We start from the raw sequence: 25,810 nt of genomic DNA, 5'->3' as shown, positions 1-25,810 counted from the left end.
CAGCACTCAATATATAAAAGTTATACATTTGAAGCATTAAAAGCTTAATTCTTAATACAATGAAACTCTATTCTTTATTATTGTGTGCGTCAGCTGCCTGTTGGTTCGGTATGCAGGATATAAATGCCCAGATCACTGAAAGACCTCGTCCCGCCGAATGGGATCATCTGGTTGAAGGCGCCCGGTTTATAGACCGTTTTCTTCCGATGCCGGCGGGAAAACTGAGCAGTGATGTCTGGGGAGCCAAAGAGGTCGTTCCACGTTATGTCGATAACGGCATCGAAGACGATGTTCGTTCCTATTGGGGAGGAAATATCCTACTGGGAGAAGATAACCAATATCATTTATACGTCTGCGGCTGGCCGGAGAACTCTCCGAAAGGACATATGTTCTGGCCCAATTCGACAGTTTACCATGCCGTATGTAAAAATTCGGTCGGTCCTTTCATAATAAAAGATACGATAGGTCCGGGACATAATCCGGAAGCGTTCCGGTTAAAAGACGGACGTGTTGTTGTTTATGTAATCGACGGATATTATATTTCCGATGGCCTGAACGGTCCGTGGACTCGTAAGAAGTTTGATTTTGATAAACGTGACCGCCGTATCATAGAAGGTCTTTCCAACCTGACCTTTGCTCAACGGGAAGACGGTTCCTATCTGATGGTTTGCCGTGGAGGTGGTGTATGGATCAGCCAGACCGGACTTTCGCCTTACAACCAGATTTCCGATAAGCGGGCTTATCCTCCGGTAAAAGGGGAGTTTGAAGACCCTGTTGTCTGGCGTGACCACGTTCAATACCACTTGATTGTGAATGATTGGTTGGGGCGTATCGCCTTTTATCAACGTTCAAAAGATGGTGTCAATTGGATAACCGATCCGGGAGAGGCTTACCTGCCGGGAGTCTCTTTCCATGAAGATGGAAAAGTGGAGAACTGGTTCAAATACGAACGAATCAAAATCTTTCAGGATAAGTATGGCCGTGCCATCCAGGCAAACTTCGCTGTTATCGACACATTGAAGAACGAAGATTTGCCAAACGATAACCACAGTTCCAAAAATATCAGCATCCCCCTGAATCCGGGTGTATTGCTGACTGTTCTCGATACGAAGCCGATTACGGAGAAGACAAAGACTATTCGTGTTAAGATTGTAGCCGAAGAAGGATTTAATCCGCAAACGGATATCGACCTGAACTCTCTTCGTTTCGGTGCATCTACGGAGGTGAATTATGGTAAAGGTTGTAAAGTGCTCAGTACGAAGAATGAAGGAAAAGACCTGGTCGTTACTTTCGATGCGAAAGGAAATGGTATAACCGCAGAAGAATTTGCGCCCAAGTTGTTAGGGAAAACAACTTCCGGCAAATTACTTTTCGGATATGCCCGTTTGCCCTGGGTTAGCTATAATGACCCTATCCTTTCTGCCCGGATGCCGATTGTGTCACCAGATAGTCAGGATATGAATGTTGTGGTAGAGAATTTCGGTCAGGTGGCATCCAAACCTGCTATCCTGAAACTGGAATTATTACAGGATGGAAACAGGAAAGAAGTGGGACAGGCAAAGTTGTCTTCCCTGAATCCTTATGGTAAGACGAATGTGTCATTACCCGGTAAAATGAAGTTTGAGAAAGGAAAAGCATACGATTTTGTGCTTACTATCCAAACATCAGATAACGTAGTCTCTACTTTTAGTTATCAGACAACCCCGGTTGAATAGTTTATCCATACACCATAAAATAAATATAATATGAAAAAGTTATTTCTTTTGTCGCTCGCCGTTGTTGCGTTGACAGCATGCAATCAGACAACCTCAAAAGAACAGGCTGGAGATACTGCCTGTCAGGAAAAAGTAGTTTCAGAAACGATCTCGTTGAATTTCAACAATACAGACTTTTATACTTCGGACGGTAAGTTTAATGAGGAGGCTGCCAAAGATGCCGTGATCTCCTTGATGAAATATTATAACTATCCGGTTACAGATAAAACCCGCGAATTGATCTGGGTAAGCGATTACGGTACCGGACGGTATGCCGAGTTGGGACTGGCTTGTATCGGCTATGCAAATAATCTGGATGACGGTTATATGTTGCAGGATCTTTTTCTGTTGCCTAACCAGATGCTTCCCGAACATTGGCACGAAAAGATCAATAAATATCCGGCCAAGCTGGAAGGCTGGCTGGTCAGAAACGGCAAAAGCTATATTGTCGGAATAGGAGAAGATAATCTGGCCGGTTATCCGGATATTAAAATTCCCTTGTGTCATGAGAATGGGACCGTGACGGTAAAGAATGTAACTCCGGCCGGTGTCGGTGAATTTGTTCCCCTTAAACAGGTTTTGACGCACCATTGGCAATATGCCGGAAAAGAAGGGGCCATCATCACGGAAGTGGCAAACGGTCATGTCAATGAGGCTGTCCGTCATCTGGATAAAAGAATCAATGGCCATTTTCTAGGCAAGTAAGTGACTTTTTATTCTATCTAATTGAAATAATATAGAAAGAACAAAAACGATGAGATAAAAAATATCAAAATGTTATTTTAAGACTTTATGGATGCTCTATTTAGAGTTGAGGTAAGGAGTGGCGCTTTTTATTTGAATGTCATAAGGTTTGTATATATCAAATTGATGCGAATTGATATTGAATAATAGAGAAATGAATAAGTCGGACGTATAATATGTCTTTTTGTTTTGTGTAAGCGGAACAGTGAGTGATTTTGATATCTGTGGGATGATCGAGGTAAGATTCTAATTAGCTGCTTAAAACTGCTGTAAAACATAATAATGAGGAAGGGATATGTTTTTGAGCAGTGCTAAATTAACATATATTTACGCTGTTCTTCACTTAAAATAAATCCCCATCTCGTTTAAAATGAAAAAAAACTCGTTTTAAACGAGATGGGAATTTGTTTTAAATAAACACAAAGTTGGATATAGAAGATATGTGGTGTTAATTATTGTAATATTCGATTTTCTGGAAGGAGTATTTGAAGAATTTGTGGGTTAGTATAAGTTGTTGTTTTGGGATATTTTGATATGAAATACGTATAATTTTGAGCATTTTGTTTGTTGATGCGTTTTGACTTTCTATTTGGAAGCCTGGAGCAAAAAGTAAAGAATAAAAGAAATGTATATAATCTATTTACGGTTCTAATATGTTTTCTTCAAATAAGCATAGATTTTCTTGTAGGCAGTAGCAATATGTGCCTCCACTGTCTTTTGTGATATTTCCAGCAAAGTTGCAATTTCTTTTTGTTTGAGTCTGTCTGAAAGAAATAATCTGAATACTTCCCGGCATTTTTCCGGTAATGAGTTAATCGCTTTTTGTAAAAGTTCTCGTTGCTCCTGGTCTAATAAAGTCGATTCAGGGTTATTATTGTCTGCTATTAATTCTATATGATATAGATCCAAAGGACTACAATCAGGAACATTCGATCTTCTGATATAATGTAAAGACTGGTTCTTTACCGAAGTGTACAGATAACTTTCTATGTTGTCTATTCCATGAAGTGTCTCTCTTCTATTCCAGATTGTATAAAAAACGTCAGATACCACTTCTTCTGCCGATTCTTTAGAGGATAGATAGTAAATGGCCAAATGAAATAACTTTTGGTAATACATATCGAAAAGTAGGCGAAAGGCTTTTTCGTCTCCTTGGATAATGTTGGAAATCAAATCATTATCCTGATTTTTATATGTAACTTTCATCCCCATATATACAACCTCTCTCTGATAAATATTTAATAGTTCATGGAGAACTGTGGTCTTTTATAGACTTGAATTGTCCTTATTGGCTGTATAAACCTCCTTCTTTTGAAAAATAAGCACATTCAACCATATAAATTAGTACAAGAATCACCGTGAGTATAGGTTTTTTACCATTATTATGTAGAAGTTATGTGAATAAATACTATTTTTACGACGGAAATGGCATTAGTTCTCCATGTACTATGGTATATATTGTTAATAAAAGTCAATAGTGAAAAATCGGTATTAGGGTTTTTCTTTTTGGTTGTCATCTATATTTACAGAATGGATGAACAATGAATTTGAAAGAAGTACATAGAGAGCAGAAAAGAAAGTATCAGGAATGTGTAAACCGTATTCGCTTTAAGTCGATAGAGGTTGATACTGATGACGTCTATAATAAATTATGGAAGCGTATAGAAACATCTAAAAAGAAGATAGGTGTTTCTCCGATATGGAAATATATATCTATCGCAGCATGCATAGCCTTATTATGTGTATCTTCTTTTCTAATCCGGGATAGTTTTTTGATAAAACCTTTATCTTATTTGGAAGTGACAGCTTTAGCCGGCTCAAAAACACATGTCCTGTTACCGGATAGTACAGAAGTCTGGTTGAATGGAGATTCATGGATACGTTATCCGGAATCATTTGATGAGAAAAGCCGGCATATAGAATTGATAGGTGAGGGTTTTTTCAAGGTCACTAAAGATGCTCACCGTCCGTTTCTTGTAAATCTGGATGGTATGACTATACAAGTTTTGGGAACAGAATTTAATGTATTGGCTAAAAAACAATCGAATACTATTGAAACAACTTTGTTGGAAGGCTCTGTTGCTATATATAAAGAGAGCAATGAAACCTCATTGCCAGACAGACTTCTGATCCCAGGTGAACAGGCTATATATGATAAACAGAATGAAAGCATTCGGGTACATCCCGTTCAGACATCCTGTTTTGTCTCTTGGGTAACAGGTGATTATGTGTTTGAGAAAGTTACATTCGGACAGATAATAGATGCATTGGAACGTTCGTTTAATGTTAAGTTTCATTTGAAGGATAAAGCCTTAAAGAACGTTTATCTAACAGCCCAGTTTACACACAATGAATCATTAGATAATATACTATCGATTCTTCAGATCTCAATGAAATATAAATATGTAATCAAGGATAAAAATGTGTTTATAGAGTAGATTGTATAACAACCTTAAATCAATAAATTATGAACAGTACTTAAAGACTTACCAAAAAAATTGGGAATGCTACCAACACCCCCAATTCAATGCTTGCGCATAGATCATTTAATTAACACGGCAGCTACCAACTGCCTTAGTAAATAATCATTTATAGTTTGCAAATGTATGAATAAACATTTAATCAGAGTGTTACAGAGCTCTAAAAAGGCTTTGTTAGGGATTAATATTCCTCAAAAAACACATAGTCGAATCTTTATTGTTATGAGATTTTCCTTTTTGTTCTTCTTCATTAGTATCTGGGGAGCAACAGCAGCTTCTTCATATTCGCAGGTTACAAAATTGAACCTCGATATAAATGGAACAGTATTAGAAGCCCTCAAAGCTATCGAAGGCCAATCGGAATTTACTTTCGTTTATAAGCTGAATGAAGTAAATCTGAATGAAAAAGTATCAATTGATTTAGAAAATAAAACAATAGCGGAAGTTTTGGATGTTTTATTACGTAATAAATCGTTGGGATATAAAATAACGGACAGACATATTGTATTATTCAAAAAAGAAGAAGTAAAGCAACAGTCACAACCCACTACGATTGTTACCGGAACGATTGTAGATGACTTCGGCGAACCTGTTATCGGTGCCAATGTCCTGGTTAAGGATCAGGCGGGTATAGGTACAACGACCGATATGAACGGTAAATTTTCTCTGGACCTGAAAGATATCAAGTCACCGGTTCTAGTCATTTCTTTTATCGGTTACACGACACAGGAAGTGGTTGTCGGTAATAAAACAACATTGAATATTACACTAAAGGAAGACTCGAAAGCGCTGGAGGAAGTTGTTGTGATCGGTTATGGTACCAACTCGAAACGTAACCTTACTTCGGCGGTGTCTACTGTAAATACGGAGAAAATGAAAAACGTGCCGGTAGCCAATGTTACAGATGCGTTGGCGGGGCGTGCCACAGGTTTGATCGTTACTTCGGCTGGTGGTGGTTTGAATAAACAGTCTACCGTTTCTATTCGTGGTGGCGGAACACCTATTGTTGTTATCGATGGATTTGTTTCTGAGTATAATGACTTTGTTAATTTAAACTCAGACGATATCGAATCGATGTCTATTTTGAAGGATGCCGCTGCTGCTGCTGTATACGGACAACGTGCCGGAAATGGCGTATTGGTGGTAAAGACGAAGAACGGTTTGAAAGGGCTTCGTGTAGATTATAGTTTTAACCAGAGTTGGAGTGAACCGACCTATTTGGAAAAGAAACTGGATTCATACGAACGGGCATCATTCGATAATACTGTACGTAATCTGTATGGCCTGGAACCTCGCTGGACGGATGAGGAAATAGAAAAATATCGTACAGGGTCCGATCCGTATAATTATCCGAATACAGACTGGCAAAAAATAATGCTTCGTAATTTAACTCCTGAAACCAGGCATTCATTGGCTGTACGCGGTGGTTCGGAGTTCAATAAGTATTATGTTTCTTTTCAGGCATACGACCAGAAGTCGATGTACAAAGCCGATACAGAATGGTTTAAAAGATACAATGTCAGAATGAATGAAGTCTCGGAGTTTAAGGATTTGGGATTGAAACTGACTTTTGGTTTGGATGGTTATATTTCGACTATGCAAACTCCACGTTCTCAATATTCAACCGGATATTGGCAAACCTGGGGACACATCCAGAATCAGGGACCTATGGGATTAGCTTATAACAAAGACGGACAGATCTATGTGGGTTACGACAACCCCGTTGCAGAAGTATCATCTGAATCCGGTTATTTTAAGTTTGATAACAAGATGATTACCGGTCTTTTTAATGCTGAATGGAATGTATATGGTGTGGAAGGACTGAAGGTAAAAGTGGGAGGTAATTACCGTTATGGAATGTATGATACCAAAGAGTGGAATAAGACTGCTCCCCAATATGACTTAGAGGGAAATAAAGGTCCGGATTTTCCTGTTAGTTTGCAATATACAACTTCCAACAATCGTATGTGGACAATGCAGTACTTTGTGGATTACAATCGTTCCTTTTTAGACGAAACGCATAATGTGTCAGCGACATTAGGATATGAACAAAGTTACGCTTTTGGACGAGGTTTTGATGCCAAACGTAAAAATTATATTTTTATGATCGACCAAATGGGGGCCGGTCCTTCTGATACGATGGAGAACGGTGGTAGTGAATGGGAGAGAGGTAGTGCCGGTTTAGTGGCCAGGGCTTCTTATAATTATAAGAAAAAATATTATATTGAAGGGTCCTTGCGTCATGATGGAAGTGACTTGTTCCCGAAAGATCGTCGCTGGGGTAATTTCTTTTCCGGTTCCGCAGCCTGGGCTGTGTCGGAAGAAGGTTTTTTTCAACCGTTGAAGGAACGTAATATATTGAATTTCTTGAAACTTCGCGCCAGTTATGGTCAGGTCGGGATGGCGGATGTCAGTAGGTTTAGTTATTTGACATCTTATGGTTTGACAGAACGTGGTTATGTAATTGATGGTAAAATTGTTCCGACTTTTAGTGAAGGTAATTTGATTAGTGATGACATAACCTGGTATACGATTAATTCTACAGATATTGGTTTCGATTTTAATACTTTAGGCGAACGTTTATCCGGTAGTTTCGACTACTTCTATATGAAAACAACCGGTTATCTGACATCTCCGTCTAATGTAGGGTATGCTGATCCATTGGGATTATCTCTTCCGAAAGTTAAATCAAATGGTGAACATCGCCGTGCCGGTTATGAATTTAACCTCTCCTGGAAAGACCACGTGGGTGATTTCAATTATGAGGTGGGTGCTAACTTTACTTATTTTGACCAGCTTGTAGCTGTAGCCTGGGATGAAGATTTAGCGAACCAAAAAAATCCATATCTAAGACAGGTTCAACAAACGGGATATTATGGTACAGGTTATACCAATCTGGGATATTATCAAAATTCGGATCAGACATTGAATTTACCTCGTCGCGACGGTTCTTCCAATCTGGTTGCCGGTGATATCATTTATAAAGATATGAATGGTGACGGATTTATTGATGGTGCCGACCAGTGGCGTATCGGAAAAAACAGCTTTCCGCGCGGAAACTATGGTATATATGCCAATCTTTCCTATAAAGGATTTTCTGCCAATATCTTATTCCAGGGGGCAACTTCACGTGACATGTATATTGAAGATGTGGTACGTGGACAATCAACCGGCGGTTATACAATGGTGTATCCTTATCAGTTGGATTATTGGATGCCGGATAATACGGATGCTAAATTTCCGAGAATAGCAATGAACTCGAGTGTAAATGGAAATAATAACTATGTTACCTCCGACTTTTGGCTGGTCAACGGACGCTATATTCGTTTGAAATCACTTCAGTTGGGTTACGATTTCCGTTCAGTCTTATTGAAGAACATTAAATGGCTTTATAAATGTCAGGTAGTGTTAAGCGGTCAGAACTTATTTACGATTTCACCTGCTACGAAATATGGCTTTGACCCGGAAAATGGTAGTACAAACAACTATGATTATCCGATGCAACGTGTATATGCCATTAGTTTGAACCTTGGATTTTAATCATTAAATAAAGAATAGACTTATGAAACTAAAGAATATAGTATCATTGGCATCCTTGTCACTTTTACTGGGAGTTGCTTCTTGTAATGTGTTGGATACTCAACCCTTTGAAACGTATGATGAAGCAACCGTGTGGGGATCTAAATCTACAGCTGATGCTTTTGTTATCGGAACGATAAGTAATGTGATGTATGGCTATGTGAACGGAAACCAGACTACTTGGGAAGAACGTACAGGTAATGCTGTTCATTCTAACGGTGGAATAGGCTTCGTTCGTGAACAGATAGACCGGTACAGCGATGATGGAGGATTAGGGGATTTCGGGAATATTCGTCGCTGTAATCTGATTATCGAGAAAGCAGCTGAATATACGGGGCAAGGTCTTTCGGATGCAGATTCTAAAGACCTGATAGCGAAAGGCAAGTTATTGCGTGCATTACTTTATTATCGTCAGGCCCGTACGATGGGGCGTTTTGTATGGGTCGATCGTGTGTTGGCTCCGGCTGATACGGCCAGTAATGGAATGATGATGCCTACTACAAAAACAACAACTGAAAGTTATACTTATATATTGAACGATTTGGATGCTGCCATTCCTGATTTACCTACTTCTGTAAAAGCAGGGGAATTGTCTCGTAATATGGCTTATGCCTTTAAATCGGAAATAGCTCTACAGGCAGCCGCTTACGAAACAGATGTTGCAAAAAAGAAAGAATGGCTGAAAGCATCCATTGCTGCGGCTGATGCTGTGGAAGGTGCTTCTTTAGGAAGTAATTACGGGAATATCTTCAATGAAAAAGATCCTTATTCCAGTGAGATCATTTTTGCTATCTATCGAGATAAGGCAAATACGAATACGGATGCCATAGCACCGCTACAGAATGTGATGCCCAATACCAATAATGATAACCTGGTAAAGAATGGCTGCGGTCCGTTGTTCCAGACAAATGGCGGACAACCTTTTATCGGTTGGTTATGGTGGGCCCCTACACAAAATTTAGTAGACGGTTACGAAGTGATCGATGAGGCGACCGGACAAGGTGTGGTTTGGAGCGAATCGACTCAGTTTAAGAACAATGTAACGCTTGTCCAGGGTTCGGCCCCTGATTGGGCGATCGATCAGGAAAAGGCAGAAGTATTGTTTTATGGAAATACGAAAGGAGATAAGCCTATCAACGAGATTATGTATAGTAACCGTGATGCCCGTTTTTATGATACTTTCGTGTATGATGGGACGACCTGGTGGAATGAAGATATTCATTTAACCGTGAATGGTAACTTGTGGCGTAAGGTAAACGGTGGCTTAGGTCCTCATATGGGATTAACTAATTATTTCTGGCGTAAAGGTGTATATAATGTAGAACCTCGTGTTTTGGCCGGAACCCCGACCGATTATCATTTTGTGGTAACCCGTTACGGTCGCGTCCTGTTGAACAAAGCTGAAGCGATCTTGTGGTTGGCAGGAATGGGAGAGGGTAACTATGCCGATGCTGTAGCTATCTGTAACCAGACTCGTACTGTTCATGGTAAATTACCGGCTAAACAGGTTAATAATTTGCAGGAAGCCTGGAACTTCTATAAACAGGAACGCCGTTGCGAACTGCCGATGGAGAACGATTATTACTGGACTCTGTTACGCTGGGGTAAACACGGAGGATATGCCAATAACGGCGTAGCACCGGGTGGTAAGATTGCCGGATTTACGGAAATACCTACTTATGTAGAGATTACAAATGATCGTAAATCATTCTATGTCGGTAAAGTGACCCACGGTGACAATGATATTCGTGAATTCCGTGAAGACCGTCGCTATCTGCTTCCTATCCCACAGGGACAGATCGACCGTAATGCTAATTTAGGTCCCCAGAATCCGGGTTGGTAATAGATGATTAATCATTAATATAAATGAAGTATGAAAAAGAATATGATAAAACTGGTGAAGAATAGTCTGTTGTTAATGCTTGTTTTAGTATGCTCTTCATGTCTGAAAGGCAATTTGGAGGATCTACCTGCATTCGAGGAAGCGAACATCACCGATGTGAAGTTTGACTTCCGCTATAAAGATCCGACCGATGAATGGATCAACGGTGAGCCGATTGTAAAAGTCGTTACATTGACGGTCGGTGATAAGGTAATCAATACGGAAGCCGGAACGATCACTTGTACGGTTACGGTTCCTGCGGCCGACGGTCCTTTTACCGAAGCGATTCGCAATACGGTAGCACTGACTAATCTTGTGGGGAAATTCAATCTTTCTACAGCTGCGGTTATAGCACCGCAGGACGGAGCTCCGACATTAGGTACTCCCGGTGATTTTTCTACTACACGCAGATATGTGGTGACAGCTGCTAATGGTACGAAAAAAGATTGGACAATTCAAGTTACTGCTTTAAATAAGTAACTATATTTATACCCTTAGATCTGAAATCCTGAGGCTGTCCGTGTCTCCATATAGATCGGACAGCCTTTTCTATAATGTACTAATGTAAAATGAAGAAGATGATGAAAACTCATTTTTGGTTATTGTGTTTTGTATGTTTGTTCGTTAACCATTCATTATTTCCCCAGGGAATTTCGAACGAATCCTGGCGGAATATCACCGGAGAGAAATACGACTGGACGAAAACGATGCGTCCCGAACAACCTTATATGCATCCGTACCATCAGATGCAAGTAATGAAGATCATGTTGTCTTATCCGGATGAAAAAGGCGATCCGGTTATTTGTTATACTTTCGAGCAGGTCTTGTCTTTGGTTAAACAGATGGATGCTGTAACGAGAGGACTTCCGAAGACATTGTATCTGGTCGGATGGCAATATAACGGGCATGACGATAAGTATCCTGCCTGGTTTGAAGTGAATAATCACTTGAAAAGGGAATGCGATGCTACCGGACGTGAATCATTGTTGTGGCTGGCGAAAGAAGCGAGGAAATACAATACTTATATTAGCGTCCATGTGAATATGACGGATGCATATGAAGACAGTCCCCTTTGGGAAGAATATCTGTCCAAAGGTTTTATTTCCCGGAATACGGATGGAACACCGATGCAGATTGGAGTTTGGAATAACCGTAAAGCCTATCAGGTCTGTTATAAGAACGAGTGGGAGAGCGGCTATGCAGTAAAGAGGATTGATGCTTTGTTGGAACTATTGCCTTTTATTCAGGAAGCCGGATCGATTATGATAGATGCTTTCTTTGTGCGTGACAATCCTTATGAAAAGATCTCGTGGGCGGAAGAAGAAAACTATCAGCGAAGAATATTCCGGTATTTCAGAAGTAGGGGTATTGATGTCACCCACGAAAGTTTTAACCGCTTGCGGGAAGGAAAGGACCTGTTTATCGGCTTGACTCCCTGGTATCTGTGGTTTGAAGCAACTGAGGACGATTATATGAAATATCCGGCTTACCTTACCACAGGAGGGGCTTCGTATCTCTTTGCCAAACAATTTCCCGACCTGACCAAAGAACAGCTCCAACTGGGTTTCCTGTTCGGTATGAGCGGCCGGGGAGAGGACTGTTTCGGAGAGATAGACAATGGCTCTTTGCCTATAGCCAACTGGATCGATAAATACCGTTACCAGTTTTATACCGGAACACTTCCTTATGTTTACCTGAACCGTTATAAACGGGAAAAGCTGACCGGAAAAGGAGAAAACCGCATGGCTTATTATAACGACAACCTGATCGTATCCCTGAAAGATTCGACGATTACTCACCATAAACGGTTGCTGAGAGATAAAGACGATCTTTTTATGCCGGTCCTGTGGCGTGCCGGCCGTGAATATATGGCTTATTCCGTAAAAGGATACGAAAGTAAGGTCTGGCAATTGCCTACTGACTGGTCGGATGTGCATAGTGTAGATATTTATAAGATTACTTCTTCCGGTATTTTCTATAAAACCAGTATTGCGTGTGAAGACGGATATATTCGTTTTTCTCTTGAGCCGGATGAAGCGGTCTCTATCTTTCCGTCTACCGGACAATACAAATCTGAATTGTAATACACTTAAATTCTAACTTCATGAAACGTATATTATTTTTTGTACTATTAACCTGGGTTGGATTATCCTGCGCGAAAACATCCTCTCAGGCACCATATCCTTATGGCGTTGCCGAGAGTCCGTGGAGTGAAGCCTTAGGTAATCATAGGGCTGTATTGACTGTCGATGAACCGGCGGAAGCTGTTATGCTTTCTTTCGATTGGAGACGTCCGGATAAAGAAGTCGATAACCGTCGTTTTCTGGTCGTGAATGCCGTAACGGGTGATACGATTTCCAATATTAAACGGATAGCGGTCGACAACGAACAATGCAAACTGATTTTTGGCCCGGTTAAAACGAAAGGCACTTACTATTTTTATTATTTGCCTTACCAGGTACAACCCGGATATGGAAATTATAACCGGGGATATTATCCCAAGGAAGATGCTCCCGACCGGCAATGGGTTGAGACTTCTGCTTCAGCTGGTCAGTTGCCGGAAGCAAAGATTGTCCGGGTGGAATCGCGTACGGATTTCGACAGTTTTTATCCGATGGAGATTATTGCTTCTGCAAAGGAAAAGAATGATTATCGAAAAGCCCATCCCGGTCGCTTTCTGGTTTTTCCTGAAGACCGGGCTTTCCCGATACGAATGAAATCCCAGGTGCCGTATAAATGGTTTCAGACAAACGACCATTCTACATTCAAGGCTACAGCGATGCCAAACGAATATTATACTTTCCAGTTGGGGGTATGGAATGGTAAGGATGATTTGAAAAGTATCACGTATAAAACGGAAGGTTTGAAAAGTGGTAACCATATAATCCCGGCGAAAGCAATAACCTGCTTCAATCTGGAAGGCGTGAATCCGGCAGGAAAACCCTTTACGAAGATAGTGGGTGTTTCTTCTGATGCTGTTCAGCCACTTTGGTTCGGCATTGATTTGGAAGAGAACCAACCCTCCGGCACCTATAAAGGGGTGATTGCTGTTTCTGATGAAACGGGATATTCCGTTCCGGTAAATATAGAACTGAAAGTAAGCGGTAAGCCATTGGCCGACCGGGGAGATAACGAACTTTGGCGTCATAGCCGTTTGCGATGGCTCAATTCTACGCTGGGTATTACGGATAAACCGACAAGCGGCTATACTGATTTGTCTTTGGATGATAATCGTATTTCTTGTCTGGGACGTACTGTCGGTATCGATATGCAGACAGCTTTACCTTCTTCGATCGATTCCTGGGGGCATGAGTTGCTGGCTTCTCCGGTACGCTTTATCATTCAAACGTCTTCGGGTGAAAAGAAGTTGAACGGGACAATTGAGCAAACCGGCTTGTCGGAAGGTAAAGTTTCCGGTAGCTGGAAAGCTGAAGATGACGACCTTGCGTTGACTTGTCATGCAACAATGGAGTTTGACGGTTGGATTAATTATATTTATTCTATAGAACCCAAAAAAGAGTTGCTGGTTAAGGATATCCGTCTGGAAATACCGCTGAAAAGTGAAGCCTCCCCTTATTTTATGGGATTGGGGTTACCGGGGCAGGAAACGCCGGCTACCTATTCGGGCGGTTGGGAGACAAAAGGAAAGACGGTTCATGATTATGCCGTTTCTATTCCTACTTCCAAAAGTACCTCCTGGCTATGGCCTTTCGACAGTTTCTGGTGCGGTTCCGAGAAAGCCGGTATCCATTGTGAATTGCGCGGAGCCAGTTATACCGGACCGCTTTTGAATCTGTATCGACCTGCTTATCCCGAAAGCTGGTACAATAACGGTAAAGGCGGTTTCCGTATTCAGCGCAACGGAAGTCGTACACTTGCTACTGCTTACAGTGGAGAACGTACGCTCAACGCCGGAGAGAATCTGACATTCGATTTTGCGTTGCTGATAACTCCTGTCAAAAAACTGAATGCTCACAGTCAGTTTGCCGACCGTTATTACCACAATGGCGGAGCTCCGACACCGACTGAAGAGAATTTAAAAGCCGGCATCAAGATTATCAATGTCCATCATGCTAATGAATTGAATCCGTTCATCAACTATCCGTTTATCACAGCGGCCAGGATGAAAGACTTTGTGAACGAATGGCATGGCAAAGGTTGTAAGGTTAAGATTTACTATACTATCCGTGAACTGACGAATGTCGTCCCGGAGATATGGGCGTTGCGCAGTTTGGGAGATGAAATCCTGCAAGGTGGCAGAGGGGGTGGTTTCCCCTGGTGCCGGGAGCATTATGTAACGGATTATACCCCTCAATGGTATCAGCATCTCGATGACCAACATTTGGGGATTGCAGCCGATGCTTCTGTCCTGACAGCTACCGGAGATTCCCGTTGGTACAATTATTATATAGAAGGGTTGGCCTGGATGGTAAAACATGTCGATATCGACGGTCTTTACCTGGATGATGTCGCTTTCGGTCGTGATATGCTGAAACGTATGCGTCATGCGATGGATGATGTGAAGCCGGGGTGCATTATCGACCTGCATTCGAATACCGGGTTCTCGCGTGGTCCGGCCACTCAATATGCGGAGTATTTCCCGTATGTGGATAAAGTTTGGTTCGGTGAAAGTTTCATGTACGATGAGATGTCGCCTGCTAACTGGCTGGTGGAAGTTTCCGGTATTCCGTTCGGCCTGATGGGAGATATGTTGCATGGCGGTGGTAATAAATGGCTGGGTATGCAATATGGCATGACGGTTCGCCAACCTTGGGTGACGGAAGGAGTTTCCTGTGATCCGCGGTATATTTGGCAATTGTGGGATGATTTCGGAATCATGGATGCAAAAATGATCGGTTTCTGGGAAGAAAAGCCGGCAGTAACCTCTTCCGATAAAGAGGTGAAGGTTACGGCCTATGTCAATGAGGGGAAGACTTTATTATCGCTTGGTAATTATTCCGGTGATAAGAAACAGGTGAAATTGACTATCGACTGGAAACAATTGGGTCTGAACCCTTCTTCTGTCCGTATGGTTGCCCCAGCAATTACAGATTTTCAGGAAGCTCGTGAATTTACTCCGGATGAATCGATCCCGGTTGATCCAAAGCGAGGATGGTTGATTATTATTAAATAAAAGGACTTATTATCATGAAAATATTCTATTATATTCTAACAATCTTTTTCTTTTTGTCATGTAGCGATCAGAGGGCACTGGAGCGAATAGAGATTCAGTTGGATAAAGAGACTCTTAATCCGGTGCGTAATCCGGGTGAACGGGGAACGATCCGTATTATCGGTTGTGATTCGAAAGGTAATACATGGGATATTCCATTGTCTGATGTAGCCTTATCCGTCCGCACCGTCAATGCCAGTGGGAATGTCGAGGTTGCTGCATTGTCCGGTGACCAGTTGATTCCGAAAGATGGCGGATTGGCAGAAGTTACGGCTGTTTATCAGAAAGACGGAACTACTTATTCGGCTAAAAAGAAAGTGGTCGTGACCCCTTATTACCGCGACTATCATCAGACGCTGGTATTGAAACTTTTTATGGGGTATGATGGTGAACTGAATGAACCCGATCCGAATAATGTGATCTTTCAGCATAAAGACCCGTCCCGTCTCTGTACGTTCGCAGAAGCATTGGACGTCGTAAAACGGGTAGATCACCTGACACGCGGCATTCCTAAAATTATTTATCTGGTCGGTTGGCAACGCGGCGGTCACGATCATCTTTATCCCGACTGGAGCATCGTCAACCCTAAGCTGAAACGCGAAGAAGATGCTACAGCTCTCGAAAGTCTCCGTTGGCTGATCCGTGAAGCACGTGCTTATAATACGACTATCAGTCTGCACATCAATATGGTCGATGCTTTTGAGGAAAGTCCTCTTTGGGATACTTATATCAAAAATGATATTATTGCACGTGATGTCAATGGAAACCTGAAATCCATTTGGGAATATGTCAAAGGACATAAAGCTTATCATCTGAGCTATACGAAAGAGTGGGAGAAAGGCTTCGCCAAAACCCGTATCGACAACCTGATCGAGATGGTTCCCGAACTAAAGGAAGGCCATACCATTCATATCGACGCTTTTATGGCTTACTGGCAACCGGAAAACCGTCCGTTAAGTCCTTGGCATGCCAAACCGGAGAACGGAGGTATCGATATGTATAAAGAGGTAGTAACACAGCGGAAGATATTTAAGTACTGGCGTGAAAAAGGGTTCGATGTTACCGGTGAAGGTATTTTCTGGGCTCATCCGGCGGGAGAAGGTTTTGTCGGTTTGCAACCTATGTCGTGGTGGTTTCCGGCGGATATAAACTTCCAGATGGAAGTCCCCGAACGGTTATCGGCAAGGGGACGGACACATCGGGACGGACAAGGTGATTTTCGTTTCGGTTCCAGTATGCAAGGTGAGGAGATTTTTCAGAAAGACAAGGATAATCTTCCCGGTTTCCTGTCTCAGTTCTGTACGATGACGTTGCCTTGGTATTATCTGAGTCGTCTTGAACGTGTTGCTTTTATCGATGACGCATTGTATTACAGTGATGGTGTTGTAGCCCGTGTGGAAGATGGAAAGAAGATCATCTGCAAAGGTGATTTTATCCTGCGTGAGAACGATAATCTATTTGTTCCAGCTCTTTGGAATGAAAACGAGATCATCGCCTATTCCGCAGAAGGCTACGATAACCGCAGCTGGCGAATGCCGGAAGGTTGGGAAAAAGTCAGCTCTGTGGATATATATTCCATAACTATGAATGGTTCGACATTGAAACAATCCGCAGTGCCGGTGAAGAATGGCCTTCTTATGCTGACGTTGGAGAAAGAGGAAGCGGTTTCGATTGTTCCGGCAGGACAGCAACTGTTATAAGGAAATTGCTTGGATAGGAGCTGTATCAAAATCCTGTTGTCTGATTATTAAGTTCCGAACCGCGAAGTATCTACGGATTTCACCTTTTTCTCTTTGTAGCCGCCGAAGCTGTAACGGAGTGTCAGGGAGATAGAGCGTATATCCTGGAACAACTCCATACGGCTCTTCTGTCCTTGTTCGTCGATATGGGTGAGAGGTTTCTGGCTGTTTAGCAGGTCAGAACCTTTGAGCGTCAGGCGGAGTTGCTTTTTGGGGAGTGTCCATACCAGTGCGGCATCGAGGCTATACAGGGGGTCGATATCGTAAATGCCCTGGATCGCCGGTGAACTGTAATCGCCGCTGATGTCGAGCGAAAGGTTCTTGTCGCGTGTCAGAAAGATCGTATTTGTCAGCATTGCCCGCCCGAACAACTTCTTTCTGTCGAAGCTGATATCAACCAGTGTGCCTTTGTCGTGGATGCTGAACCCCATCAGCGTCAGCCGCGAACTGAGCACTTCGCCGGCACGAAAAGGGACAACAGCCATCAGTCCGTACATCGTATGCGTATCCAGGTTGATGGAATGGAAGACCGATTGCAGACGGTCGGGTTGCTGATACGATATCTGCTGTATCTTGTCGGGTTGGAAGTTAGCGAAAGCACCCAGTACATATTTATTCTTTATGACATATGTCAGTTGCATCGAATAGTTCAGTTCCGGTTTCAACTGCGGATTACCTTTTATCACGCTGTAGATATTCATATAATAGGTATTGGGAGTTGTTGCCCAATAGGAGGGATATTTTCTGTTACTCGACAAAGAGAACTGTAACATATTCGAACGGTCGATCCGGTAAACGGCGGAAAGCGACGGAAACAAGTCTGCCTGATCCCATAACGTACTCTTCTTTCCGGCAGAATCAACTGAAGCCTTGTAATAACGGACAGCCAGCGAAGCATTCAGCGTGAATTTCTTTCCGAACGAATGGGAGAAACCGCCGAATATACCCACCGAATGTTCTTTTTGCTTCATATAGAAGGTCCCTTCGCTTTCCTTTTCATTATTCAGAAGGGCGGAAGCCTCATTGGTCGTCCCCGATAAGGAGGCTTCTGCCCCGTAAGAAATCTTCCATCCTTCTCCTACGACAACGAAGTGGTTGATATATATATTAGCTCGCTGTGATTTTTGCTTGCTCTCGTTGCGTCTGTCCTGGTCATTGTTGTCTTCAAAATTATTAACCAGGTCCTGCAAAGATTTATCTTTGTAGAAGGTGTAGTCGATGCCTGCATTCAGGTTCTTATGTCCGTTGTAGTCGATTCGTGTGCTATGCAGAAACGAAGGACCTGTAGTCCGGCTGGCCGTATTAACGGTTTCGATACCCTTGAAATCTGTCTGTCCGCCCCTCAGGGATACTGGCTTGTCTTGTACATATTTTCCTATATAGGAGGCCGACAGCTTGTCTTTATTGCTGAAATCATATTCGAAGGCACCCCGCAGGTTATGGGAGATGCCTTTGTTTTCCGACCAGTTCTTTTGCAGAATATCGTATTTTGTACCGTTCACGGTCGGTTCTGCGTGCATATCTTCTGTCGAACGTCCGTGGCGGTAATTGGCCGAGTAGGAGAGGTCGGCGGCATACTTCTTTCCGGTATAGGACAGATTCATCAGTGCTGTAGGAGAAAAATACCAGGCCTGTTTTCCTGTCAGCGATATTTCTCCTTTCAGGATATCCGCCAGGCTCCGGTCGTTCTCAATAACTACATTGATCGATGCCCCCCTCACACCGTATTGGGGTGGAGTGCTGTACATCACTTCTATCTTTTTTACCTTGGACGAAGGAGTCGCTTTTAACATGTCGGCCAACTGTTCCGGTGTCATCGAACTTTTCCGGCCGTTGATGATGATGGTGGTTTCCGAGGTACCGAGCAGGGAGATATTGTCGCCGCTCTTGCCCACTCCCGGCAGTTCCCCCAATATATCGAACGCATTATCCACCGGTTTGCTTTTCATCAGGTTGGGAATGTCGTATTGCAGTTTTCCGTCGGCCACCTTTACCAGCGGCCGTTCCGCTTTGACGAATACTTCCGGCAGGTTCAGTGTGATGCTGTCGTTGACCAGGATGGTTTCGCTACCAGTCTGTTTTTGTGCCAGCATTTGTGTGGGAAGCGAGAGTAAGCCGGCTATCGGTAATAAGTAATAGATTCTTTTCATGGCCTTTTGTTTTTATACGAAAGGTAGGAAGGACGCCAGTGATTACCAAAAAAGGCTTTCATTTGGTAAGACTAAATAACATTCGGCGAAAACTGTGTTATTTTGATTTAAAGCGGGAAGCTGCATGGCGGAGATTCCTTATATTTGTTTGCATGAAATCATCGTTCAAGTATATCATTCTCTTGGTTATTCTGTCTTTGTCGGGAATCTTCGTCTACCAGTTGTTCTGGATAAACGGATTATACCATTCCCTGCAACAGCAGAACAGGGAGTACATTACGCAGGCTATCCGCAATGCCGACCATGTCGAACTGTTTAGTCGTGCTGACTTTATCAGCAAAAAGACGAATAAGCAACGGGTAACGATATCGCAGGCCGATGATCGGGGAGGTGTTGCCCTGACTACCCGTTTTTCAGATAAAGATTCGGTCATTCAACCGGTCAGCATCATTGAGAAGAAGGCTGCTCTCTCTTATGCAAGCGGAGTAGATGAGGATATGAAGAAAGTCCTGCAAAGCTACTCCGTCAAAGTGGGCGACGATTTCAAGTCATTGGGGGAGCTAGGTTTACAGATGCAGCGTAGCCTTCATGAAATCATCGACACGATCTCTCCTGTTAATATAGCAAAGTTCGATAGCCTGCTGGCAGCTAATCTACGGGAAAAGAACCTGGACCTCCGCCATTTCACGGAGATACGTCTGCTTACCGACAGCACGGTCATTGCCACTTCCGTCCCCGAAGGAGAAGATTTGTCACGCTATCACCTGTATACCTGGAAATACACTACTTTTACTCCAAGAGCTTTCTATGTCTATGTGGAATCCACCCGCATGGCTTCGCTGGCTGGTATGACGGGGATTCTGGTTTCTTCTTTCCTGATCCTGCTGATTCTTGTTTTATCGTTTGCCTATATGATTTGGTTTCTATTCCATCAGAAGACGGTGGAGCAGTTGAAAGATGATTTCACGCATAATGTTACTCACGAACTGAAAACACCGATCGCCATTTTGTATGCCGCCATTGAATCTATTATCCATTATAACCTGCTGGATAATAGAGAAAAGGCTGATAAATATCTGCACCTTTGCCATGAGGAACTGGAACGCCTGGGCGGGATGGTGGAACAAATCCTTTCGCTCAGTTTAGAGAAACGGAAAGATATCCGTCTGGTGATAGAAAAACTGTCTTTGAATGATTTGATAGCCAGGCTCGTGGAGCAACAGAAGATAAAATCGTCCCGCTCTTTCCGCATTCGGACAGAGTATCAGCCGGAGGAAATCACGCTGAAGGCAGACCGTATCCATTTGTACAGCATCATCAGCAACCTGGTGGATAATGCTATCAAATATGCGGATAAAGAACCGGAAATAACGATACGGGCGGTGGCGACGGAGGGAAAGACACAGATACGGGTACAGGACAATGGTCCTGGCATCCCCGAAGAATACCGCCGCCATATTTTTGATAAGTTCTACCGCATACCCTCTGTCCGTCAGTCATCGGTGAAAGGGTATGGCATCGGACTGTTCTATGTGAAGACTATGGTGGAGAAACATGGTGGGAGCGTCACAGTGGAATGCGAACCCGGTAAAGGCACCTGTTTTATAATTACATTACCTCAATAACCTGAGATTATGAACATACTATTAGTAGAAGACGAAGTCTCTCTGGCAATGATTGTAAAAGATGCCCTGGAAGAGGAAGGTTACGAAGTAGCTATTGCCCGCGACGGCCTGGAAGGGCTCGAACAGTATTTCAGGGAGCATCCCGCATTGATCATTGCCGACGTGATGATGCCGGAGGTGGACGGCTTCGAGATGGTACGCCGCATTCGCCGGATGGATAAGGAGGTGCCCGTACTGTTTCTGAGTGCCCGTTCTTCAGTGGACGATATCGTATTCGGTTTCGGGCTTGGGGCGAACGATTACCTGCGGAAGCCTTTCAGCCTCCGTGAACTGATTGCCCGGGTGAAGGCTTTGACAGTGAAAAGCCTGTCTGAACCGGTAGCCGTTATTTACCACGAACTGGGACTTTACACCTTTTACCCCTCTACCCAGACTTTGCAGATCGGCGGTGAGGAGATCGAACTGTCATTCAGGGAGTCGGAGTTGTTGCGGCTTCTTTGCGAGAGCGGAACTTTGCCGGTCGACACGAAGGATATCCTGCTGCAACTCTGGGGTAACGACAGCTTTTACAATACCCGCAGCCTGCATGTATTTATCACCAAACTACGCCATAAATTAGAGAAAGATCCCCGTATCAAAATATTAAATGTACGGGGGATCGGATATAAGCTGATTGGCGGGCGGCTGTAACTTTTAAAGGCTTATCACTTTCCCTTCTTTCCTGCTCCTTTCTGCCGCAAAGGCTATCAGATGGCTTTCCAGCGACTCGTCGAGTGGTGTGCTCATCAGGCTGGCATCCTGGCGGCGGATGGCTTCGATCCAGTCGCGGATCATACCGGCATCACCGCCACCGTGGCCTACGCCTTCGTAGTTGAGGGCGTCTTCGGCATTGGCATTGTATGTTTTTGAAACGCCGGTGGCGAAGTCGGTATGGGTGAACTCTTCCATGTCGCCGACGATGTCGCCACGCGTCCCCATGATGCGGGTACGGCGGCCGCCATACGATGTGAAAGCCTCTATCGAGAAGTTGACCGTTACGCCGCCTTCAAATTCCATCAGCATCATATAATGATCGGGCTGGTTGTTCTCGCAATGGTAGACGCATTTGCCGTACGGTCCTGTTTTTAGGTTTTCGAGGATGACGTCGCCCTGTTTGTCCGGGTCCTCCGGCAGGTCGAATACGTATAGCCAGGTGCGGTCGCGGTAGTAGATTTTCAGGGCGGAGAAAGGGCAGGTCGCTTCTGCCGGACAGCCGTCGGTACAACGGGCCGGAGCACCTTCGGGAGCGTTTTCCGCCTTAAAATGCGCCAGGTCACCGAAGGCTACCACTTTCTTACAAGGCTTGCCGATGATCCAGTGGAGGATATCCAGGTCGTGACTCGATTTGGCAAGGACCAATGGCGTACTCGCTTCTGCGTTGCGCCAGCTTCCGCGCACATACGAATGGCTCATATGTACATGTTCTATCGGTTCGAAATGCTGGATGCTGACCAGGTCGCCGATCGCTTTGCTGCTCACCATCTCTTTCAGCATTCCGAAATAAGGCGAGTAACGGAGCACATGCGTCAGGCCGACGATCTTTCCTTTTTCTTTGGCATAGGCTACCAGGCGACGGCATTCTTCGTCTGTCTGTGCGATCGGTTTTTCAAGGAGGATATCATATCCCAGGTCGAGCGCTTTCATACAGGGGGCATAATGCAGATGGTCGGGGGTAGCGATAATGACGGTATCGGCAAACTTGGGACGGCTGAGCATTTCTTCCCAGGTGGCGACTCGGTTTTCTTCGGGTACATGGTATTTGTCGCCATATATGTTGCGGCGCAGTTCCACCAACTCGGCAATGCCGGTGATTTGCAAATCTTCCGGGTGTTCCAGTGAATAATCGCCGTACAATTTTCCTCTTCCGCTGGCTCCCAGCACGATGGCTGTTACGGGAGTGGTCTTCTCTGTGTTCATGGTCTAAGATGATTATAAGTAAATATTCCCCAAATATAGGATAAAATCTTTATAAATCGTTCACCTGTTATTCTTTATCGGGCTTCGCCATTAGTTGCAGCCAGAGGAATAAGGCTCCCGGTACCATGATGATCGCGGCAGATGCCAGTAAGGCGATCCTGAGCGAATACATATCGTTCAGCCAGCCGATGAACGGAGCGATGGCGGCAAACATCAGGCGGATGATAAAGTTACGGATGGAAAGGACGGTGGCACGCATTTCCGAAAAGGTCATCTGGTTGATGTATCCTTTTAATATCGGGGTGGCAAAGCCTCTTATGATATAGAAAACGAACAGGATGGCTAGCCCTGCGTAGGTCAGGTTGAAGGCGAGTGCCACGTAACCGCCTGCCACGAATGTCAGGATCAGAATGCCCATCTTTTTGGGACCGAAATAGCTGTCCACACGGTCCGAATAAAGAGCGGCGATCCCTACGGTCAGGTTCAGCACCGTCCAGATTACGCCGAACCACGAAGTGGGCGTATTCATATACATCAGGTAAGGTTGTACGAACCACGCCATGGTGAGTGTGGCAGCTCCGATAATCCCTGAGAACATAATGTTGTAGCAGAGCCTTTTATTAGTGACCAGCGAGTACCTGATGATCCGTACGATCTCCTGTACAGGGCTTTGCACCTTACTTTTAATATTCAGTTCCTGTAGGGCGAAGGCTGCCGGAATGCCGCTGAATGCGATCAGTGCCTGTGCATAAAACGGATAACGCAGCGAGTAAGCCGCCAGCAATCCGCCGAAAATACCGGCAATGGCTTCGGCAAAGTTACCGATCATGGTGATACGCCCTTCGTAACGCAGATAAAGGTTTTCCTTCTTATATTGGACTGTCGTATCGTACAGCAAGGCGGAGTCTGCCCCGTTGACCAGCGTTTGCCCTGTTCCCAATAGTATCTCGGCTATGGCAAAGGCGGCGAAGGTGGAGGTGAACGAATAACAGAGATATCCGAAGAAGAAAAGAATACATCCGAGTATGAGGCATTTGCGCCGTCCCCACACGTCAGCCAGATATCCGGAGGGTATCTCAAGTGCCACGGCTGCGATTGAATAAACGCTCTTCAGTATAAATACATCCTGCAATCCCAGTCCATGATCTTCATAGAAAAGCACGATGATTGGCATGACCAGGGTGAACCATTTGGATAGTTTAATAATGTATAGTGCAAGTATGTTTCGTTTCATCTTGTCCGGAAATCTATCTTTAATCGTTGGGCAAAGGTACGTATATTATCACTCTTGCGTCTTACAGGGACGAACCATTTTTCTCCCGGCGGTTTGGAGTAGTCCATGTGAAATGTTAAATACAGGTATGTATACATTCATCTTCTTTGCTTTACGAATACAATGTATGTTTTACGAATTTATCGTAATATCCTTGCTTCTTTGAAATATTATCCCTTTATTTGCGCTATGTTGTATTAAATTCAAAGGGATTATGAAAAGGATATGTTTATGTGCTGTGGCAGTGATGTTGGTTGTGGGACTGAATGGATGTAAGAATGGAGCAAAGAATGAAGGCCCGTTGCCTGTATTGGATTTTCGTGCGGATATTCCGGACAGGGAGGCCGCTTTGCAGGATTTGGGAAAGGTACGTTATTTCCGTCTGCAAACGCCTGAAAACGTGTTGCTGGGCGACCAGATGAAACTTATTCCCAGCGAAGCCGGGTTGTTCTTTATCGGGTCTTCTACCGGCGACGTGATCGGTTTCAATAAGAAAGGAGAGATGATCAGCCGTTTTAATCGCAAGGGGCAAGGCGGTGAAGAATATGCCCGAATACGCCATATCCTGTATGATGAGAAACGTCAGGAACTCTTTTTAGATGGAATAACCCAGATGCAGGTTTATGGTTTGGACGGGACTTATAAAAGGTCTTTCAGTCTGCCGGATTCTTTACAGATGGATGTAATCGAATCGCTGGATGAGAATGCAATGGTCTTTCTGGATATGAAAGGCGCTCTTTTTGTGAAAGAAGGTGAGACCGCTAAAATAGATGATAACCCGGAAGCAAGTAACCAGCCTTATGTCCTGATGGATAAGGAAACCGGAAAGAAGATCGAACGTCTGCCTATCGTCTCCGACAATCGTTATCGCAGTATGATCGTAACTACCCGCGACGGACGTCCTTTTATTCTGCTGAACCGTATGAGAAACCTGCTATCCTGCGGCGACGGAGGATGCCTGATCAGCGAACCGGCTGCCGATACGTTATATCGGTTGTCGCCCGACCGCCAACTGAAACCGGTCTTTACCAAACTGCCGTTATCGACAGAGAAAGATGGAAAGATCGCTTGCGAGATCCGGGCATTGACTCCGAATCAGATGCTTGTCAACGCCGTCTTCCTGAAAGATGAAGGTCAAATGAAACTGCGTGACGAACTCTATTTATATAATGTGGCAGAAAACTCTTTCTCGCATGTCAAGCTGACAAATAAAGACTGGCAGAACGGCGACATGATGAACTTTGTCTTCAATAATAACAAGCTCTATTATACCTTATATCCTTTTACTTTGCTGGAAGCAATGGAAAAGAACGAACTGGGCGGAGACCTGCTGGAGATAACCAAAACATTGGACGAGGACGAAAATTTGATCCTTATGGAAGTAAGTCTCGATTGATTTGGCGTTATTATTTATTGTCAGTTAGTAAAAAAGTTATTACTTTGCGACAGTTTTAC

Annotated in this window: 16 protein-coding genes; 12 read left to right on the top strand and 4 right to left on the bottom strand. The window is 43.8% G+C overall.

Annotated elements, in window-relative coordinates; all coding sequences use genetic code 11:
• Positions 1 to 59 precede the first annotated feature (59 nt).
• Complete coding sequence (locus tag NBH14_RS19390) at positions 60 to 1,715, top strand: glycoside hydrolase family protein (RefSeq protein WP_186959229.1); 1,656 nt, start codon at positions 60 to 62, stop codon at positions 1,713 to 1,715.
• 30 nt (positions 1,716 to 1,745) lie between these two features.
• On the top strand, positions 1,746 to 2,459 hold the full coding sequence (locus tag NBH14_RS19385; protein ID WP_186959230.1) for a cupin domain-containing protein: 714 nt from the start codon (positions 1,746 to 1,748) through the stop codon (positions 2,457 to 2,459).
• A gap of 687 nt (positions 2,460 to 3,146) precedes the next feature.
• On the opposite strand, the gene NBH14_RS19380 is transcribed toward NBH14_RS19385, so the two are convergent.
• Positions 3,147 to 3,710, bottom strand: a complete 564-nt coding sequence (locus tag NBH14_RS19380) for an RNA polymerase sigma-70 factor (RefSeq protein ID WP_186959231.1) — start codon at positions 3,708 to 3,710, stop codon at positions 3,147 to 3,149.
• Between the two features lie 329 nt (positions 3,711 to 4,039).
• Between NBH14_RS19380 and NBH14_RS19375 the strand changes: the two genes are divergently transcribed.
• The 7 genes from NBH14_RS19375 (at position 4,040) to NBH14_RS19345 (ending at position 17,312) form a co-directional block, all read left to right on the top strand.
• Positions 4,040 to 4,936 carry a FecR family protein gene (locus NBH14_RS19375; RefSeq protein ID WP_186959232.1) on the top strand — a complete coding sequence of 299 codons (897 nt, stop codon included), beginning with the start codon at positions 4,040 to 4,042 and terminating at the stop codon, positions 4,934 to 4,936.
• A 264-nt stretch (positions 4,937 to 5,200) separates the two neighbouring features.
• A complete protein-coding gene (locus NBH14_RS19370) occupies positions 5,201 to 8,518 on the top strand; it encodes a TonB-dependent receptor (RefSeq protein WP_250817714.1) in 3,318 nt (1,105 codons plus the stop codon).
• Positions 8,519 to 8,540: 22 nt separating this feature from the next.
• A complete protein-coding gene (locus NBH14_RS19365; RefSeq protein ID WP_186959234.1) occupies positions 8,541 to 10,400 on the top strand; it encodes a RagB/SusD family nutrient uptake outer membrane protein in 1,860 nt (619 codons plus the stop codon).
• 30 nt (positions 10,401 to 10,430) lie between these two features.
• The gene (locus NBH14_RS19360; RefSeq protein WP_007658170.1) at positions 10,431 to 10,919 is read left to right on the top strand and encodes a DUF5018-related domain-containing protein; all 489 of its coding nucleotides are present in this window, start codon (positions 10,431 to 10,433) and stop codon (positions 10,917 to 10,919) included.
• A 98-nt stretch (positions 10,920 to 11,017) separates the two neighbouring features.
• Positions 11,018 to 12,523, top strand: coding sequence for an endo-alpha-N-acetylgalactosaminidase family protein (locus NBH14_RS19355; protein ID WP_250817713.1), 1,506 nt, complete (start codon positions 11,018 to 11,020; stop codon positions 12,521 to 12,523).
• Between the two features lie 20 nt (positions 12,524 to 12,543).
• Positions 12,544 to 15,573 carry a glycoside hydrolase domain-containing protein gene (locus tag NBH14_RS19350; protein WP_186959236.1) on the top strand — a complete coding sequence of 1,010 codons (3,030 nt, stop codon included), beginning with the start codon at positions 12,544 to 12,546 and terminating at the stop codon, positions 15,571 to 15,573.
• 14 nt (positions 15,574 to 15,587) lie between these two features.
• Positions 15,588 to 17,312, top strand: coding sequence for an endo-alpha-N-acetylgalactosaminidase family protein (locus NBH14_RS19345; protein WP_186959237.1), 1,725 nt, complete (start codon positions 15,588 to 15,590; stop codon positions 17,310 to 17,312).
• A gap of 47 nt (positions 17,313 to 17,359) precedes the next feature.
• On the opposite strand, the gene NBH14_RS19340 is transcribed toward NBH14_RS19345, so the two are convergent.
• Positions 17,360 to 19,501: an outer membrane beta-barrel family protein gene (locus tag NBH14_RS19340; RefSeq protein WP_186959238.1), complete on the bottom strand. Its 2,142-nt coding sequence runs from the start codon at positions 19,499 to 19,501 to the stop codon at positions 17,360 to 17,362.
• A 152-nt stretch (positions 19,502 to 19,653) separates the two neighbouring features.
• Here NBH14_RS19340 and NBH14_RS19335 point away from each other — a divergent pair, with 152 nt between their 5' ends.
• Positions 19,654 to 21,126 carry a sensor histidine kinase gene (locus NBH14_RS19335; protein WP_186959239.1) on the top strand — a complete coding sequence of 491 codons (1,473 nt, stop codon included), beginning with the start codon at positions 19,654 to 19,656 and terminating at the stop codon, positions 21,124 to 21,126.
• A 9-nt stretch (positions 21,127 to 21,135) separates the two neighbouring features.
• The gene (locus NBH14_RS19330; protein WP_186959240.1) at positions 21,136 to 21,816 is read left to right on the top strand and encodes a response regulator transcription factor; all 681 of its coding nucleotides are present in this window, start codon (positions 21,136 to 21,138) and stop codon (positions 21,814 to 21,816) included.
• A 3-nt stretch (positions 21,817 to 21,819) separates the two neighbouring features.
• Here NBH14_RS19330 and NBH14_RS19325 read toward each other — a convergent pair whose 3' ends face one another.
• Positions 21,820 to 23,082: a Gfo/Idh/MocA family protein gene (locus NBH14_RS19325; RefSeq protein WP_186959241.1), complete on the bottom strand. Its 1,263-nt coding sequence runs from the start codon at positions 23,080 to 23,082 to the stop codon at positions 21,820 to 21,822.
• A 67-nt stretch (positions 23,083 to 23,149) separates the two neighbouring features.
• The gene (locus NBH14_RS19320) at positions 23,150 to 24,316 is read right to left on the bottom strand and encodes an MFS transporter (RefSeq protein WP_186959242.1); all 1,167 of its coding nucleotides are present in this window, start codon (positions 24,314 to 24,316) and stop codon (positions 23,150 to 23,152) included.
• A gap of 253 nt (positions 24,317 to 24,569) precedes the next feature.
• Here NBH14_RS19320 and NBH14_RS19315 point away from each other — a divergent pair, with 253 nt between their 5' ends.
• Positions 24,570 to 25,751, top strand: coding sequence for a DUF4934 domain-containing protein (locus NBH14_RS19315; protein WP_186959243.1), 1,182 nt, complete (start codon positions 24,570 to 24,572; stop codon positions 25,749 to 25,751).
• The last annotated feature ends 59 nt before the right edge of the window (positions 25,752 to 25,810 follow it).

The organism is Parabacteroides caecihominis (assembly GCF_023656785.1).
Taxonomy (GTDB): Bacteria; Bacteroidota; Bacteroidia; order Bacteroidales; family Tannerellaceae; genus Parabacteroides; species Parabacteroides segnis.
Note: the sequence above shows the minus strand (reverse complement) of the source record. Positions and strands in the feature narration are given on the sequence as shown.

Coding starts and splice junctions, on each gene's coding strand:
- NBH14_RS19390 (WP_186959229.1), top strand. CDS start 60: ATGAAACTCTATTCTTTATTATTGTGTGCGTCAGCTGCCTGTTGGTTC.
- NBH14_RS19385 (WP_186959230.1), top strand. CDS start 1,746: ATGAAAAAGTTATTTCTTTTGTCGCTCGCCGTTGTTGCGTTGACAGCA.
- NBH14_RS19380 (WP_186959231.1), bottom strand. CDS start 3,710: ATGGGGATGAAAGTTACATATAAAAATCAGGATAATGATTTGATTTCC.
- NBH14_RS19375 (WP_186959232.1), top strand. CDS start 4,040: ATGAATTTGAAAGAAGTACATAGAGAGCAGAAAAGAAAGTATCAGGAA.
- NBH14_RS19370 (WP_250817714.1), top strand. CDS start 5,201: ATGAGATTTTCCTTTTTGTTCTTCTTCATTAGTATCTGGGGAGCAACA.
- NBH14_RS19365 (WP_186959234.1), top strand. CDS start 8,541: ATGAAACTAAAGAATATAGTATCATTGGCATCCTTGTCACTTTTACTG.
- NBH14_RS19360 (WP_007658170.1), top strand. CDS start 10,431: ATGAAAAAGAATATGATAAAACTGGTGAAGAATAGTCTGTTGTTAATG.
- NBH14_RS19355 (WP_250817713.1), top strand. CDS start 11,018: ATGATGAAAACTCATTTTTGGTTATTGTGTTTTGTATGTTTGTTCGTT.
- NBH14_RS19350 (WP_186959236.1), top strand. CDS start 12,544: ATGAAACGTATATTATTTTTTGTACTATTAACCTGGGTTGGATTATCC.
- NBH14_RS19345 (WP_186959237.1), top strand. CDS start 15,588: ATGAAAATATTCTATTATATTCTAACAATCTTTTTCTTTTTGTCATGT.
- NBH14_RS19340 (WP_186959238.1), bottom strand. CDS start 19,501: ATGAAAAGAATCTATTACTTATTACCGATAGCCGGCTTACTCTCGCTT.
- NBH14_RS19335 (WP_186959239.1), top strand. CDS start 19,654: ATGAAATCATCGTTCAAGTATATCATTCTCTTGGTTATTCTGTCTTTG.
- NBH14_RS19330 (WP_186959240.1), top strand. CDS start 21,136: ATGAACATACTATTAGTAGAAGACGAAGTCTCTCTGGCAATGATTGTA.
- NBH14_RS19325 (WP_186959241.1), bottom strand. CDS start 23,082: ATGAACACAGAGAAGACCACTCCCGTAACAGCCATCGTGCTGGGAGCC.
- NBH14_RS19320 (WP_186959242.1), bottom strand. CDS start 24,316: ATGAAACGAAACATACTTGCACTATACATTATTAAACTATCCAAATGG.
- NBH14_RS19315 (WP_186959243.1), top strand. CDS start 24,570: ATGAAAAGGATATGTTTATGTGCTGTGGCAGTGATGTTGGTTGTGGGA.